Genomic DNA, 17,182 nt, shown 5'->3' with positions numbered 1-17,182 from the left:
TTAGTACTCCAGGTGCTGCTTTTCGTGCACGCGCTTGTGGAAGACGAAGTAGCTCCAGATTTGATAGCCGAGCACGAAAGGAAGCAGGCCCAAAGCGACGTACGTCATCACGGTTAGCGAATACGGACCGGAAGCGGCATTGTGGATCGTCAGGTTAAACGCACTGTCGATGGAGCTGATCATTACCCTCGGAAACAGTCCGATGAATACGGAAACGATCGCCAGAGCGGTCACCGCGCCCGTCATGCCGAACGCCCAGCCGTCCTTCTTCTTGGCGTTAAAGGCTCCGGCGAGGATGAAGGCGGCAACCCCGGCAACGGCCATGACCGCCAAAATTGCGCCGCGGACTTGGAATACGTCCGTCATCGCATAGGTCATCGCCCCAAATACCGCGAGCAGCCCTGCGAGCGGGATCAGCAGCCGGCCGCCCAGCGCGCGCGCGCGATCCTGCAAGTCTCCCGTCGTCCGCAGTGTCGTAAACATCAGGCCGTGCACGAGGCACAGCACCGTGACCGTCACTCCGCCGATAACACTGTAGAGGTTCACGATATCGAACAATCCGGCGCGCATTTCCATCTGCCCGTCGATCGGCAAGCCTTTCAGCAGGCAAGCGAAGACGACCCCGAGCAGGAACGGAGGCAGCAGACTGCCCATGAAGATAACGCCGTCCCATGTCTTCTTCCAGCGTTGGCTGTCGACCTTGCCGCGAAACTCGAAGGCGACTCCGCGGCCGATCAAGGCCAGCAGAAGAACGACAAGCGGCGTGTTGAAGCCGCTGAACAGCGTGGCATACCAGTTGGGGAAAGCCGCGAACATCGCGCCGCCCGCGGTCAGCAGCCAGACTTCGTTCGCGTCCCAGAACGGGCCGATCGAATTAATGAGTACGCGGCGCTGTCCGTCGGTTTTGCCGAGCAGCGACGCAGACATGCCCACGCCGAAATCGAAGCCCTCCAGAAAGAAGAAGCCGACGAACAAAACCGCTACAAGAATAAACCAAAGCTCATTTAGAGAAAGCATGTTGTCCCTCCCTGTCGAATGGATCGTCCGCATGCGCGATTTCGGCATGATCGACGGCATTCGGCCCTTTTTTGATCACTCGGATGAATAGGTAGGCCATGACGATAGCAAGCACCGTATAGGCGGCGGTGAACGAGATCAGCGAGAACAGCACCTGCCCGGCGCTGACGCTCGGGGACACCCCGTCCTCAGTGCGCATAAGCCCGAATACGGCCCACGGCTGACGGCCGATCTCCGTCATAATCCAGCCCGAAGTATTGGCGATGAACGGCATGGAGATCCCCCACACCATGGCGTGCATGAACCATTTGCCCGCTTGCTCCAGCTTGTTGCGGGCCGCGAGATAGCATCCGTATAGACCCAGCAAAATCATGACCGAGCCGGCGGCTACCATAATGCGGAAGCTCCAGAACGTCGTGCGCACAGGCGGAATGTAGTTGCCCGGACCGTACTTTTGCTCGTATTCCGCTTGAAGGTTTTTCATCCCCGGCACGCTGCCGGAAAATTTACTGTACGACAAATAGCTGAGCATATACGGCACTTTGATTTCCATCGTATTCTGCTGCTTCACCGGATCGATGAACGCTGTGACCGTCCAAGGCGCAGGATCGCTGCTCGTTTCCCAGAGGCCTTCGCTGGCCGCCATTTTCATCGGCTGGGTACCAACCAGATACTGCGCCTGCTGGTGGCCGAACAGCGCGACGGCGACGGAGGAGATCAAGGCGATCACGATCGCGAGTTGAAATGACTTTTTGAAGAAAGACACGTCTTGGCGCTTCAGCAGCTTCCAGGCGCTGATCCCGGCCACCAGAAAGGAACCGGTCAGAAAAGCGCCGAACACCGTATGCGGGAATTCCCACCACAGCTGGCCGTTCGTGATCAGAGCGAGGAAGTCGTTCATTTCCGCTCGCCCGTTATTGACCGCGAAGCCGACCGGACGCTGCATGAAGGAGTTCGCCGCAAGAATCCAGAACGCCGACAGCGTCGTGCCGATGGACACCAGCCAGATGCAGGCCAGGTGAACCTTCTTCGACAGCCGTTCCCATCCGAAGATCCATAAGCCGATAAACGTCGATTCCATGAAGAACGCCAGCAAAGCCTCGATGGCCAGCGGAGCGCCGAAGACGTCCCCGACAAACCGCGAATAATTCGACCAGTTCATGCCGAACTGAAATTCCTGCAAAATCCCGGTGACCACGCCGACGGCAAAATTAATTAGAAACAATTTGCCCCAGAACTTGGCCATCCGTTTATATTCTTCCTGGCCTTTGACTACGTACATCGTCTCCATAATCGCAATCATCAGCGCTAATCCGATCGAGATGGGCACGAAAATAAAGTGAAAAATCGTCGTTGCGGTAAACTGTAACCGCGATAGCATCACTACATCCATGGGACATCTATTCCACCTTTCTCCTGTTGTTTTGGCAAACCGTCACGGATTGTTGTGAGGATTGTCATGGTCTATCTCTATTGTGAGGAAAGGTTGTCCCGGAATATATGATATAGATCACAGTCATCCCGGGTTTTCGTTTGTGAAAAATCGAACTTTTGAACTATTTTGGAACATTTCCCGATTCATTTTCAGACATGCTATAATTTAGGGATCGTAGTATAGGAACGGCAGCAGGGGGTGGGACGAATGATTGGAAGCGTATACCGGAGATATATTAAAAATAACTTGTTCATGAAGCTGCTGCTTTCGTTTGCCCTTATTACGATTCTGACCATCATCACGCTCTCGTACTTGATGTATCACGTGATGTCGCAATCTGTCGTACAGCGGGAGATGGACAACCAGAAGAAGGCGATGGAAAGCGTAAACGCGTTTCTGAGCGAAAAATACGAGTCGGTGCAATCGATGGTGCTTGGCGTATACCGCGATCCGAGGCTGGCTGCCGACATTTCGTATTTCCTGCAGCATGATTTTCGGGATTACATCGAGCACGGATTGAACCGATATTATGAAGAAGATGTCCCTCCGTATGGCTTGTCCTATTTTGCCAATCGGCTTGAGGACGATCCCGATATCCGGAATCTGATGCTGTACAGCGCGGAGAAGCAGTCCTTGTACGTGTACAACCGGCAAAAATCGGCGAAGCTTCATATGACAAATGCCGTCCACTCGTATGTCCCGGACGCGATGGCGTTGGACAACAAGAACGTCTCCGTCCCCAATCCGTGGATCCGCAAGGAAATCGATCAATGGGACCCCCGGCTGTTTGCCGTCCGGGCGGTCATGAACGACAAGAACTCGCTGAAATATATCGGACAGCTTTTGATTTATTTCGATTCCGACGGCATTTGGAAGTCGCTGGCCAGCTACAAAGAGACGCTCAAGGGGACCATTCTCGTGCTGACCCCGAACGGGGATGTGATTTTCGATTCCTCGGGCACGTATTACGGGAAGTCTTATCCTTATATGAACCAAATTCAGCAAGAGACAGGCATGCTGGAGCAGGAGTCGTATATTACGACGCTGGCGCAAAACCAGGCAGGCTACGTCGTGGTCGGTACGATTCCGAAGCAAGAGATTGCGGCCGCCTCCCAAGGCTGGAGACGGACGATCATCATCGCCAGCGTGCTGGGAATTCTGATTGCCATTCTGTTTCCGTCGCTCGTCGTGATCAATTTCGCCAAGCGGACGAACAAAATTATCCGGTTCATGAAAAAGGTAGAGACCGGAGACCTGACCTCGCGCATCATCGAGCCGAAGGAAGACGAGCTGGGCCAAATTTCCCGCAGCTTCAACGATATGCTGGACGAGCTGAACCGCTATATCGAGCGGGTGTACAAGGCGGAAATTCGGCAAAAGCATACGGAATTCGCCGCGCTTCAGGCGAGGGTCAATCCGCATTTTCTGTACAACACGCTCGAAGTGATCCGGATGCGGGCCATCTCTCAAGGCGCCCATGACGTAGGCGAGATGATCTTCAGCTTGTCGGCGCTGTTCCGCAACGTGGTTCAGCAGAAGGCCCTCTATACGCTCAAGGACGAGTTGGAGGCGTGCCGCCTGTATTTGGAGCTGTTCCGTATCCGGTATAAAGATAGATTTACTTACGCCATCGAATGCGACCGGGAGCTGTATGGGATTCCCGTCGTCAAAATGTTCCTCCAGCCAATCATCGAAAACTACATCGTTCACGGCATCGAGGCGGACCGGGACGATAATCGCGCCGTCATCCGGTTCTCCCGAGAGAACGGGACGATCCGCGTTCGGGTGGAGGACAACGGCAGAGGGATCGAGCCGCAGCGGCTCGAGGAGATCAAGGAAGCGCTCGGAGCGCCGGAAGAGGTCGGCGGTTCGTTCGGGCTGCGGGTCGTCTACGAGCGGCTCAAGCTGCTGCATGGAAATAGGGCCGGGATGGAGCTGAAGAGCAAGCCTGGGGTCGGTACGACCGTGACCGTGTGGTTCCCGGAAAAGGAAGGAGCAGGCGAATCCGATGTATAGAGTGTTTTTGGCGGATGACGAGCCTTTCATTATTGAAGGGCTGTACGATATTATCGATTGGGCCGCGCTGGGGCTCGAAATCGTCGGTCACGCGGGGAACGGGCAGAAGGCGCTGGACGCCTTGAAGCATACTCCCGCCGACATTCTGATTACGGATATCTCGATGCCGGTTATGACAGGGCTGGAGCTTGTCCGCGCCGTCCGCGAATGGAATCCGGGCCTCAAGGTCATCATCCTGAGCGGCTTTAACGAGTTCGATTATTTGAAGGAAGGCATGCGGCTTGGGATCGAAAATTATTTGCTCAAGCCGATCGACGTGCAGGAGCTTCGTTCCACGCTGACCACGACGACGGACAAGCTGAACGCCGCGCAGGCTGAGCGCGTCTTGGGCGAACAAGACATGCGCATTCTGAAGGAACACATTATGCACCGGTGGTTGACCGGCCAGATTGCGCCGAACGAATTCGACGAGCGTGCCGAGCTGCTTCAATTGCAGCTGAACCGTCCCTATGTGCTTGTGGCGCTTGTCCGTTTTCCAGAGGGAGACGAGGGAGATGCCAACCTCGCTGCGGAACAGAGGCTGCCGGGCTTGTCGGTCATTCCGTATCACAATATGGACGGCGAGCTGGTCGTCGTCTTTACGCTGGACGAGCCGGCGGAGGGCAAGTGCGCCGCACTGGAGATGCTGGCTCGGATGAAGGCGGATTGCGCCGCGGCTTCCCGGTCTTGCCGCATTTCGCTCGGCAGCGTGGAGCGGCTGCCTTACGAGGCGGCACAAAGCTACGCGCATGCGAAGAAGGCGCAAGAGTTTTTTCTGCTGTATCCTGACCGCGACGTTCTGGATTACGAGGAGGTCGCTGTTTCCGGCGAGACGGCCGGACTCGATTTTCCGCTGGAGTGGGCGGAATATTCCAAGCTTATTTTAGCCAAAGATAAAGATAGCTTGCTCGCCCGCATCGATCAGGATTACGAACGGCTCCTGGCGCAGGAGGGCATGACGCCCGCCCGGCTCCAGCAAATCTCCATCGAGCTGATGATCCGGTTCAAGATGGAGCTGAAAGCGATCAAGCATACGGATTCGTCCGAGCTGTATCAGGAAGCCTTCGACCGCGTGCTGCATGCCGGAACGGTGGACCGGATGGCCGACGCCGTGAAGACGGTGGCCGGCTTAACCGTCGATTCGTTGATCCAGGACGTCCGCAGCCCCGTCATTCAGCAGGTGCTGAAGCTGATTCACGACAGCTATGCCGAAGAGCTGTCGCTGAAGACGCTCAGTGGGCAGTTCAATATTCATCCGGTGTATCTCGGCCACCTGTTCCATAAGGAAACGGGCGAGAACTTCACGGAGTATATCAACAAGTACCGGATCGAGAAGGCGAAGACGTTATTGAAAGAGACGCATCTGAAAGTTCAGGAAATCGCCAAAACCGTCGGGTACTGGGAAACCAGTTATTTCTACAAACAATTCAAAAAATATGTCGGGATTTCCCCGACGGATTACAAAGGGCTGCTGTGAAGGGTAAAAACCGGCAGACCCTTTCTTTATTTTGTACAGCATACCTTTAGTTTCTTGCCTATTTGTAAATGCTTTCTTGAGTTAATGTAAAGGTAGCCATTGAAACGATTCAACGGCTGCTTGTAAGAAAAAGGGAGGTATCTGCGAACATGAAAATGAAAAAAAGAAGCCTGTTTGCCGGACTGGCGCTCATGCTGTCGGCTTCGGTCGTTCTGACCGCATGCGGAGGCAGCAAGGACAGCGCGCAGGACGCAGGAGGCGCCGCGGGCAAACCTGTTGAGCTGATTTGGTATACGATCGGCACGCCTCAAAAGGACGTTGACCGGGTCATGGAAGAGGTCAGCAAATATACGAAAGAAAAAATCGGAGTTACCGTCAAAATGAACATGATCGACTTTGGCGATTACTCGCAAAAAATGCAGGTCATGACCGCTTCCGGTACGCCGATGGATATTATGTTCACGTCTTCCTGGGCGTTCGACTATGTTCAGAACGCAAGAAAAGGCGCGTTCATGAAGATCGACGATCTGCTTGAGAAACAAGGCAAAGGCATCAAGGACATGCTTGATCCCGCCTTCTTAAGCGGTTCCAAAGTCGACGGCCACAACTACGGCATTCCGGCCAACAAAGAGCTGCCGGCGCAAGAGGTATGGCGCTTCAACAAGCAGCTGCTCGACAAGTACAACCTCGATATCAAGAACGTGAACTCGCTGGAAAGCCTGGAGCCGCTCTTGAAAACGATTAAAGAAAAAGAACAGGGTGTTATTCCGTTCTCCGTCGACAAAAACTACGGCGTCTTCGTACCTTACGACTACGTGATCGAGAAAATGCCGATGGCGGTCAGAGTCGATAACCAAGACTACAAGGTCGTCAACATTCTGGACACGCCGGAAATGAAGCAAACGCTCCAAACGATGCACAAATATTACAAAGCCGGCTACATTCCTACGGAAGCGGCAACGATGGTTTCCTCGACGGACGTGCAAAAAACCGGCAAATGGTTTGCAGACAAAGCGACGACGCAGCCGTTTGCGGACAATCTGTGGACGGCAAGCTACGGATATCCGGTCGTCTCCACGCCAGCCAGCCCGGCTTACATCTACAACTGGTCCGTTATGGGCTCGATGCAAGCGATTTCGGCGAACTCCAAAAATCCGGAGAAGGCGATGGAGTTCCTGAACCTGCTGAATACCGATCCGGTGCTGCGCAACATGGTCGACTCCGGGATCGAAGGCGTGCACTACAAAAAAGTCGGCGACAACGTGATGGAGAACCTGCCGGAATCGAAAAACTACGATATGCCGACATTCTCGCTGGGTAACCTGATGATCACGTACCTGAACCCGACCGATCCGAAGGACAAATGGGATGGCTTCAAGAAATTCAACGCTACCGGTAAGCCTGCCGCGCTGCTCGGCTTCAACTTCGATCCGTCCAAAGTGACGAGCGAAATCGCAGCGGTACAGAACGTCAAAGAAGAATTCTGGGCGCCGCTGATGACCGGTACGGTCGATCCGGATCAAATTATTCCACAGGCCAACCAAAAGCTGAAAGCTGCCGGCCTCGACAAAATCATGGAAGAAGCGCAGCGTCAAATCGATGCGTGGAAAGCAACCAAAAAGTAATCAAGCTTCAAAAGGCAACAGAGCTTCTTGACCGAAGCTTTCTCGGTGAACGATAAGAACGGGACTCAGGGCGAATGGCATTCATTCGCCCCGTCTCTTTGAACGCGAGGGGTGATGAATGTGAAGGGTGTGCTCAAGGATCTCAGTCGGAACAAAGCCTTGCTTCTCATGGTGCTTCCCGCCACGATCTGGTTTCTTTTCTTCTCTTACCTGCCGATGGCCGGGACGATTATCGCTTTCAAGGAATACCGGTACCACCGCGACGGGTTTCTGGCCAGCATTGTGAACAGCAAGTGGGTCGGGCTCAAAAACTTCGAATTTCTGTTCAGCACGAAGGACGCTTTTCTCATTACGCGGAACACGCTGATGTATAACGCCGTATTCATCGTAATTGGCCTGATTCTGGCCGTGGGGCTGGCTATCATCTTGGCGGAGATCGCCAACAAGAAGCTGGCCAAGCTGTATCAGACCGGGATGTTCCTGCCTTATTTCTTGTCTTGGGTTATTGTCGGGTATTTCGTATTCAGCTTCCTTAGCTTCGACAAAGGCATGATCAACCAAATCGCCAAAGCGTTCGGGCTTACCGCCACACAGTGGTATAACGATCCGACGTATTGGCCGCTTATTCTGACGCTCGTCTTTCTGTGGAAGTCGATCGGCTACAACAGCGTCGTGTATTTGGCGGCTATCATGGGGATTGACAAGTCGCTGTACGAGGCGGCGATGATCGACGGAGCGAACAAATGGCAGCAAATCCGCCACATTACGGTGCCGATGCTGACGCCGCTGATTACCATTTTGACGCTGCTTGCGATCGGACGTATTTTTTACGCGGATTTCGGGCTGTTCTACCAGGTGCCGCGCAACTCGGGAACGCTGTATTCGGTTACTAACGTTATCGACACGTATGTGTACCGGGGTCTGAAGTTTACCGGGGAAATCGGCATGAGTACCGCGGCCGGTTTGTATCAATCGTTCGTCGGTTTCGTGCTCGTCATTACCTCCAATGCCATTGTTCGCAGATTCAATAAAGACAACGCATTGTATTAATCCATATGGAAAAAGGAGGGGATGACCGTGTCTGCGCGAACGATGAAACGAAGCCGGGATTTTCATCATTTGTCTCCGGCTTGGAACGTAATTTTTAACCTGATTGCCGGCTTTTTGGCTATTGCGTGCGTGTTTCCTTTCGTGTTCGTTACGATCATTTCGTTTACGGACGAAGGGACGCTGGCGCGCAACGGCTACCGGATCATTCCGGAAAAATGGAGTCTGGAAGCTTACCGCTACGTGTTTAAAGCCGGGGATCAGCTGCTGCGGTCCTACGGTGTCACCATTGCCGTTACCGTCATTGGTACGTTGCTCAGCATGATTATGATTGCGCTGTTCGCCTACGCGATCTCGCGCAAAAGCTTCAAATACCGCAATTTCTTCTCGTTTTTCGCTTTCTTCACGATGCTGTTCAACGGCGGGCTCGTCCCGACCTATATCGTCGTCACGCAGCTGCTTGGACTGAAGGACTCCATCTGGGGACTCATTCTGCCGCTGGCCGTGAACGCCTTCTACATCATGATTATGCGGACGTTCTTCTCTACGAGCGTACCGGATGCCATTATCGAATCGGGAAAAATCGACGGTGCGGGCGAATTCGGGATTTTCTTCCGCTTGGTTCTGCCCTTATCGCTTCCGGGGCTCGCGACGATCGGCTTGTTCAGCACCCTCGGGTACTGGAACGACTGGTTCAACGCGCTGCTCTATATTGACAAGCCGAGCTTGGTGCCGCTGCAATCCATGCTGATGCGGATCGAGACGAGCATGCAGTTTATTTTGCAAAATACGAGCAATCCGTCGATGGGCGTAGCCGTACTGCAATCGCTGCCGCAGGATACGTCGCGGATGGCGATGGTCGTCCTGGCGACGGGGCCGATTGTGTTCGCGTACCCGTTCTTCCAACGGTATTTTATTCAAGGGTTGACGGTTGGTGCGGTGAAGGAGTAAGGAAGTTTTTTCGGGTAAGAGGCGGCGGCGGGCGGTGGGGTATCCACTTCCGGCCGCTGTGGTCCTCGGGAAATTTTGATTTGAAGCCGCTGGATAGCGGAGATTTCCCGCGGACAAAGGCGAACGCTATCGCTCCTCCAGTGGATACCCCACCGCGTGCTACTACAGCCGTGTGAGTACCCGACCCCAAAAACATTCCTTCTCCTTCGGTGAGTAGTAGAAAAAATGGAGGTTGACGGACGAGATGGAACAATTCAGATTACCTAAAATTCCGATTCCTGCGATGGAGCTGCCGCGGGCGGTGCAGGACGTGCTGGCGGAAGCGGAGGTCAAGCTGGCTCATCGTCCCAAGCTGCTGCAATTGTTTAAAAATTGCTTCCCGAACACGCTGGCGACGACAACGAAACGGATGGAAGACGGAACAACGTTCATTATTACCGGCGATATTCCGGCGATGTGGCTGCGCGATTCCGTAGAGCAAGTGATTCATTACGTGCCGCTGGCGAAGAACGACCCAGACCTGCAGCAGCTGATCGCCGGGCTGATTAAACGGCACATTCAATATATCCATATCGATCCGTATGCCAACGCCTTCAACGAATCGGCCAACGATTGGCACTGGAATACGACGGACGAGACCGAAATGTCCCCGTGGGTATGGGAGCGCAAATTCGAGCTCGATTCGATCTGCTTCTCGATGCGTTTAGCTTACAAGTACTGGAAGGAAACGGAACGGACGGACATTTTCGATACGAACTTCAAGTCCGCGATGCGCAAAACGGTCGACCTGTGGAAAACGGAGCAGCGCCATTTCGAGCTGTCGCCGTACCGCTTCATGCGTAATAATGACGTGCCGACGGATTCGCTGCGCAACAACGGGCTGGGCATGCCGGTGAACTACACAGGGATGATCTGGTCGGGCTTCCGTCCAAGCGACGATGCCTGCGATTTCCATTACAACATTCCGTCGAACATGTTCGCGGTCGTGACGCTGCGGCAGATGCGCGAGATGGCCGAATGGGTGTTCCGCGATCTGGCGTTCGTCGACGAATTGAAGAAGCTGGAAGCGGATGTCGATCACGGCATTCAGCTGTACGGCATTTACCGCCATCCGGAGTTTGGTCCGATTTACGCTTACGAGACAGACGGCTTCGGCAATTACTGCCTGATGGACGACGCCGGAACGCCGGGACTCATGTCGATTCCGTATATCGGCTATACGACTCCGGACGACCCGATTTACCAAAATACGAGACGGTTTGCACTAAGCAAGCAAAATCCGTTCTATTACGAGGGCAAGGTAGCCAAAGGCATCGGCAGCCCGCACACGCCGCCGGATTACATTTGGCACATGGCGCTGTCGATGCAGGGGCTGACGGCGGTCACGAAAGAGGAGAAGCTGGAAATGCTTGCGATGCTGGAGGCGACGGACGCGGATACCGGCTTTATGCATGAAGGCTTCCATGCGGACGACCCGACTGTCTTCACGCGCAGCTGGTTTGCATGGTCCAACAGCTTGTTCTCGCTGCTTGTATACGAAGCGATGAAGGAAGGGATTGTATGATACGGCCGATCGTCATTTTCTACGATCCGGGCTTTCCGCTCGGCGAAGGGATGCAGGTCGATGCTGGACTGCTGCAGGGGATAGGGCAGGTCGTCCCGGCGGACCGCTTGGCGGAGGAGCTGAGCTCCGCCGAGGGCGGCTGCTTCGTCAACCTGCATGCGCCGTATTTTCCGAAAAACGCTTGGTCCGCGATTCTCGGCTTTCTCCGGCAGGGCGGCGGGCTCATTAGCGCCGGCGGCGCGCCGTTCAAGCACCCGGTCCGGGAGGAGAACGGGGGCTGGCATGTCGAAGCCGAGCAAACCGCCTACCATCAGCAGCTCCATATTCATGAGGCGCTCTGGGTCGATGCGGCGCCGATAGAAAAGCTGGCGGCCACAGCTAACATCCCGCTGCTGGGCGGCAAGGAAGCACTGCTTACCATAGCGGACACGTGGAATATGGTGCCGCATGTGACGAAGAGCAGCGATTTGCCGCATCAGATGGGCTCCGCCGGACCGATGGACACGCATATTTATCCGCTGCTGAAGGGCATCTCGGCCGAAGGCCGGGAGGTAGCCGCGCCAGTCGTGCTCTGGGAGCAAACGAAGGGCCCCTTCGCCGGAGGCCGCTGGCTGTTCGTCCACTTGCCGCTGACCGCGGCATTCTGGAACGAGGGCGGGGCCGAAGCGCTGAAGGAATGGGCCGCGTTTTGCGCCAAAGGCGTGACAGAGCTGTGGATCAAGCCGAATTACGCTTCGTACGAGCCGGGCGAGCGGGCGATGCTTACGCTGCAAACGCAGCGGATCGGGCGCGGGACCGGATCGGGCGACGGGACCTGGAAATTCTTGGTTTCCCTGGAGCACGAGGCAGGGCAAGCCTCCTGGAAGCACCGCTTTGAGGCGGACGTCACGGAGGAGCTGAATATTCACCGCATTTCCGTCCCGCTTGACATTCAGAGCGGCTTTTATCATATCGTCTGTCAGGCACAAGCGCCGGACGGGGAGACGCGCATCCTGCGTCAGGGCTTCTGGGGCTTGGACACCAAGCTGCTGGCTGAGGGCACGCCGGTAAGCTGCGGCCGGGATTATTTTGTCAAGAACGGCCGTCCGCTTCCGGTTGTCGGGATGACATACATGACCTCGGACGTGGCACGTAAGTTTCTATTCCTGCCGAACGCGGCCGTATGGGACCGTGACATGGCGCAGATGAAGAAGGCCGGGATCAACTGGATTCGGACCGGCATCTGGACGGCGTACCGCAACATTATGCAGGTCGACGGGCACGCTTCCGAAGAGGTGCTGCGTTCGATCGACGCCTTTCTGCTTACAGCGAAGAAGCATGATTTGCAGGTCACCTTCACGTTCTTTTCGTTCACGCCGGAGCCTTGGGAGGGCCTCAATCCTTACCTTGACCCGCGCAGTGTGGAAGCGCAGAAACGATTCGTGCGTTCGATCGTCTCGCGGCATAAGGATACGAAGCATGTCGACTGGGATCTGATCAACGAGCCGTCGATGTTCGATCCGCCGCAGATTTTCTCCGACGGCCCGCGGTCGTGCCGCGACCCGTTCGAGCTGGCGGCTTACCGCGAATGGCTGAAGCAGCGGCACGGATCGATCGGCGTGCTGCAGGAGCGCTGGAACATATCGCCGGTGCAGCTGCCGGATTTTGAAGCGGCGGTACCGCCGGAGCCGGAAGAGATCAACTTCAACGTGCAGGATATGCACCAAGGGAAAAAAGGCACCCGCTGGCTTGACTACGCGCTGTTCTCGATGGAGATGCACAACCGGTGGGCGAAGCAGCTCTACGACGCGATCAAGGACGTCTGCCCCGACCATATGGTCGTCGTCGGACAGGACGAAGCTTTGGGCGCGCAGCGTCCGTCGCCGTTCTTCTATGCAGAGGCGTCGGATTACACGACCGTTCACTCGTGGTGGCTGAACGATCACCTGGTCTGGGACGGCATCTTCGCGAAGACGCCGGATAAGCCGAATCTTGTGCAGGAGACCGGCATCATGTACGTGGAGACGCCGGACGGGCGGGCGAAGCGTTCGGAGACGGAGTTGCGCAGCATTCTGGAGCGCAAATACGCTTATGCTTTCTCGACGGGCGGCGCGGGGGCGGTTCATTGGATTTGGAACACCAATTTCTATATGGACAATGCCAACGAATCGCACATCGGGGCGCTGCGGGCGGACGGAACGGAGAAGCCGGAGGCGGACGTTTCCTACGACTTCGGCCGCTTTATGGAAGAGATCCGGGACCTGTTCCAGGGCCGCAAGCTGGAGGAGGTCGCCGTGGTCTTCCCGTATTCCAACGACTTTTCCAACCGGAAATTGGCGTTCGATGCGACGACCCGTCTGACGCGGATGCTGTCCTACGAGCTGAAAGTTCCTTTCCGCGGGGTCGGGGAATACCATCTGGATTCACTTACAGAAGTGCCGGCGAAGCTGATCATCCTGCCGAGTGCACATAATATAGATAGCGAAGCGTTTGCGAAATTGATCGAAATTGTACGGGCTACCGGAGCGACGCTGCTCGTTACGGGTCCTCTCGGGCTGGATGCTTACTGGCAGCCTGCAGAGCGTCTTAAGGAGACGGTCGGCTCTTATCGTCGGGCCAACGTGCGGCGCGAAGAAATGCTGGAGCTCGACGGCCGCTTGCTACCTGTCTCGTTCGGACAGCGCCGGATCGCCGAGGTGGCGAAGGAAGTTCGGACGGACGAGACTGCTGAGGCGAAAGCCGACAAGCTGATCGACGTTCCGCTCGGTTCGGGGCGGCTCCTCTGGTGCCCGCTACCGATCGAATTGAACGAGCGCGCCGAGCCGCTCGCGATGCTGTACCAATACGCGCTGACCGTGGCGGGCTTCCGCGCGGAGCTGGAATGGCTTCGCGGCGGCGGGTTCCCGGGCGTGTACGGACGGAAGCTCGCTTTCCAAGACGGCGCATTGTTCGTCTTCGTGTCCGAATTCGCCTTCGATACCGATGTGGAAGTGAAGGACCCGGCGACGGGCCGGCGGTATTCGTTTGTGCTGGAGAAAGAGCGTTCGGTGCTGTTCGCGGTCGACCGGGAAGGCCGCTTGAAGTCCGTGTACCGGCCGAAGGAAGTTCATATCCAAGTGACCGGAGAGTAGTCCGGGGAGGAGGCGTCACAAGCCATGAGCAAAAAAAGAACCGCGCATATCATTTCCCATACGCACTGGGACCGGGAATGGTATTTGCCCTACGAAAAGCATCATATGCTGCTGATCCAGCTGATGGACACGCTGCTTCATACGCTCGAGCGCGATCCGGAGTTCAAAAGCTTTTATTTGGACGGCCAGACGATTATTTTGGAGGATTATCTTCAGGTCCGGCCAGAAAAAAAGGAGCAGCTTGAAGCGTACATCCGGGAAGGCCGCATTCATATCGGGCCTTGGTACATTTTGCAGGACGCGTTCCTGACGAGCAGCGAAGCGAACCTGCGCAACCTGCAGATCGGGCATCAGGACGCCGCGCGGTACGGGACGATTGCCAAGGTCGGCTATTTCCCCGACACGTTCGGCAACATGGGGCAGGCGCCGCAAATTTTGCGCCAGGCGGGCATCGATAACGCGATGTTCGGCCGCGGCGTCAAGCCGACGGGCTTCAACAATACCGTGTCCGATTCGGACTACGAATCGTCGTTCTCCGAGCTGCTCTGGGAAGGCCCGGACGGCTCGCGGGTGCTTGGCATTTTGTTCGCGAACTGGTACTGCAACGGGATGGAAGTTCCGACGGACGAGAAAGAAGCGAAGGAGTACTGGGAGCGGAAGTTGGCGGATGCCGAGAAATACGCTTCCACCGGCGAGCTGCTGTTCATGAACGGCTGCGATCACCAGCCGATCCAGCAGGACTTGTCCGAGGCGATCCGCACGGCGCGTGAGCTGTTCCCGGATACCGACTTCGTCCACTCGAACGTGGCGGATTATTTGCAGGCTGTGAACCGGTCCTTGGACCGGGAGCTGTCCGTGGTGAAGGGCGAGCTGCGCAGCCAGCGCACGGACGGATGGTCGACACTGGTCAATACCGCGTCCGCCCGCATTTACTTGAAGCAGATGAACCAGCAGGGGCAAGCGCTGCTGGAGAAAGTGGCCGAGCCGCTGGCGTCCTTCGCGCACTTGCTGGGTAAAGAGTATCCGCACCACTTGTTCACGTACGCTTGGAAAACGCTGATGCAAAACCACCCGCACGACAGCATCTGCGGCTGCAGCGTGGACGAGGTGCACCGCGAGATGGTGACCCGTTTCGACAAAAGCCGCCATGTGGCCGAGACGATCGTCGACGACAGCAAGCGCGTCATTGCGGATGCTGTCGATACGTCCGTCTTCGCCCGCATGGGCGCGGAGGCGCGTCCGCTCGTCGTCTTCAATACGACGGGCTGGGCACGGACTGGAGTCGTTACCGTGGAGCTGGATGCCGAGCGTTTGTATTTCCGCGACGGCTTCCCGCTGGACGAGATGAGCCGTCGTATGCAGGCGCTGGACGTCTCCGGCCGTACGCTGGTCGATGCGGAAGGCCGCGCCGTGCCGTTCACGATGCAGGATCTGGGCCTACAGTTCGGCTACGACCTGCCGGACGATAAGTTCCGTCAGCCGTATATGTGCCGTAGGATAAGCCTCACCTTCGAGGCGCAGAACGTGCCTGCGCTTGGCATTTCCGCGTACGCGTGGCTCAAGCCGGCCGATCCGGCTTCGCTCCCGGCTGCCGATGCCGCTTCGCTGCTGAACGGCGACCGGGTGATGGAGAATGCCCTGCTTCGCGTCGAGATCGCGGAGGACGGTTCCCTCGCCGTGACGGACAAGCAAACGGGCCGCACGTTCCGCGATTTGGGCGTGTACGAGAATACCGGCGATATCGGCAACGAGTATATGTACAAGCAGCCGAACGGCGAGACGGCGTTGACGACGAAAGGGCTGAAGGCAGATATCCGCGTTGTCGAGGATACGCCATACCGTGCGACGGTGGAAATCGTGCACGAGTGGTCGGTTCCGGCATCGGGCGATGCCGTGTTCGAGCAGGAGAAGCGGGAGCTGGTCTATTTCCCGCATCGCCAAGGGCAGCGCGTCAAGGACATGGTGCCGCTCACGATCCGCACGCAGGTCAGTCTGAGCCGCAGCGGCCGGGGCGTCGAGCTGCAGGTGTCCTTCAACAACCAGGCGAAGGATCACCGGCTGCGCGCGCTCTTCCCGACCGACGTGGAGACGGCGGTACACCGCGCCGATTCGATCTTCGAGATTGCGACGCGGGACAACGAACCGGCGGCGGAGTGGGAAAATCCGAGCAATGCGCAGCATCAGCAAGCGTTCGTCGACGTAAGCGGAGCAGGGGCGGGCCTCACGATCGCCAACCTCGGGCTTCAGGAGTACGAAGTGCTGCGGGACGGACGCAATACGATTGCCGTCACGCTGCTTCGATCCGTCAGCGAGCTTGGCGATTGGGGCTTGTTCCCGACGCCGGAGGCGCAATGTCTCGGCGAGCACACGGTGCGGATGGAGATTATTCCGCATAGCGGCGACGGTTCGGCTTCGGGCGCTTTTGCCGAGGCGTACTCGTTCCAGATTCCGTGGACGGTTTGCCAAACCGGCGTGCACGGCGGTCCGATCGCTTCGGGCTACGCCCCGTACCGCTGGGAAGGCGGCGCGCTTGCGTTCTCGTCCATGAAAGTGAGCGAGGCTTCCGGCGATCTCATGCTGAGATGGTTCAACATGGAAGCGGCCGGAACGGAGCTGGAGCTGCATTCGGCCCGCGGCGCGGAATCGGTCTACAAAAGCAACGTCTTGGAGGAAGCGGGAGCGCTCGTTTCGGAGGAGCCGAGCCTGTCTTTGCCGGTCGGTCCTTACGAGATTGTTACGCTGGGCGTTAAGCGCAAATAAGATATTGCAGGGCAGTCTAAACCTCGCGACTCGGGGTTTAGGCTGCTTTTTTGTATCTATGAAAAAAGTGCGAAGCTGCTCTACTTTTCCAAAAAAGACACTTGAAGTACACATCGCGTTCTTATAATGAAAGAGATAATG

At 56.4% G+C, this 17,182-nt stretch carries 10 protein-coding genes; 8 read left to right on the top strand and 2 right to left on the bottom strand.

Features of this window, described 5'->3' with window-relative positions; translation table 11 throughout:
* Complete coding sequence (gene cydB / locus ET33_RS21515; protein WP_036686463.1) at positions 1-1,017, bottom strand: cytochrome d ubiquinol oxidase subunit II; 1,017 nt, start codon at positions 1,015-1,017, stop codon at positions 1-3.
* Positions 1,001-2,410 (bottom strand): cytochrome ubiquinol oxidase subunit I, encoded by a 1,410-nt coding sequence (locus tag ET33_RS21510; protein ID WP_036686461.1) that lies wholly within the window; start codon positions 2,408-2,410, stop codon positions 1,001-1,003. Before ET33_RS21510 ends, cydB begins: the two co-directional genes overlap by 17 nt.
* Before the next feature lie 249 nt (positions 2,411-2,659).
* On the opposite strand from ET33_RS21510, the gene ET33_RS21505 reads away from it, so the two are divergent.
* The 8 genes from ET33_RS21505 (at position 2,660) to ET33_RS21470 (ending at position 17,041) form a co-directional block, all read left to right on the top strand.
* A complete protein-coding gene (locus tag ET33_RS21505) occupies positions 2,660-4,468 on the top strand; it encodes a sensor histidine kinase (RefSeq protein ID WP_036686459.1) in 1,809 nt (602 codons plus the stop codon).
* Positions 4,461-5,984 carry a response regulator transcription factor gene (locus tag ET33_RS21500; protein WP_036686457.1) on the top strand — a complete coding sequence of 508 codons (1,524 nt, stop codon included), beginning with the start codon at positions 4,461-4,463 and terminating at the stop codon, positions 5,982-5,984. The genes ET33_RS21505 and ET33_RS21500 overlap by 8 nt, the downstream gene beginning before the upstream one ends.
* A gap of 149 nt (positions 5,985-6,133) precedes the next feature.
* Positions 6,134-7,609: an ABC transporter substrate-binding protein gene (locus ET33_RS21495; protein ID WP_036686456.1), complete on the top strand. Its 1,476-nt coding sequence runs from the start codon at positions 6,134-6,136 to the stop codon at positions 7,607-7,609.
* Between the two features lie 114 nt (positions 7,610-7,723).
* Positions 7,724-8,659, top strand: a complete 936-nt coding sequence (locus tag ET33_RS21490; RefSeq protein WP_036686454.1) for an ABC transporter permease — start codon at positions 7,724-7,726, stop codon at positions 8,657-8,659.
* A 21-nt stretch (positions 8,660-8,680) separates the two neighbouring features.
* Positions 8,681-9,607: a carbohydrate ABC transporter permease gene (locus ET33_RS21485; RefSeq protein WP_174806914.1), complete on the top strand. Its 927-nt coding sequence runs from the start codon at positions 8,681-8,683 to the stop codon at positions 9,605-9,607.
* A 244-nt stretch (positions 9,608-9,851) separates the two neighbouring features.
* Positions 9,852-11,171, top strand: coding sequence for a glycoside hydrolase family 125 protein (locus tag ET33_RS21480; protein WP_036686450.1), 1,320 nt, complete (start codon positions 9,852-9,854; stop codon positions 11,169-11,171).
* Positions 11,168-14,281, top strand: a complete 3,114-nt coding sequence (locus ET33_RS21475) for an alpha-amylase family protein (protein ID WP_036686448.1) — start codon at positions 11,168-11,170, stop codon at positions 14,279-14,281. Before ET33_RS21480 ends, ET33_RS21475 begins: the two co-directional genes overlap by 4 nt.
* 24 nt (positions 14,282-14,305) lie before the next feature.
* Positions 14,306-17,041, top strand: coding sequence for an alpha-mannosidase (locus ET33_RS21470; protein WP_036686446.1), 2,736 nt, complete (start codon positions 14,306-14,308; stop codon positions 17,039-17,041).
* Positions 17,042-17,182 lie beyond the last annotated feature (141 nt).

The sequence above is a fragment of the Paenibacillus tyrphae genome (assembly GCF_000722545.1).
Lineage (GTDB): Bacteria > Bacillota > Bacilli > Paenibacillales > NBRC-103111 > Paenibacillus_G > Paenibacillus_G tyrfis.
The sequence above is the reverse complement of the archived record's forward strand: the minus strand, read 5'-3'. Positions and strand labels throughout refer to the sequence as shown.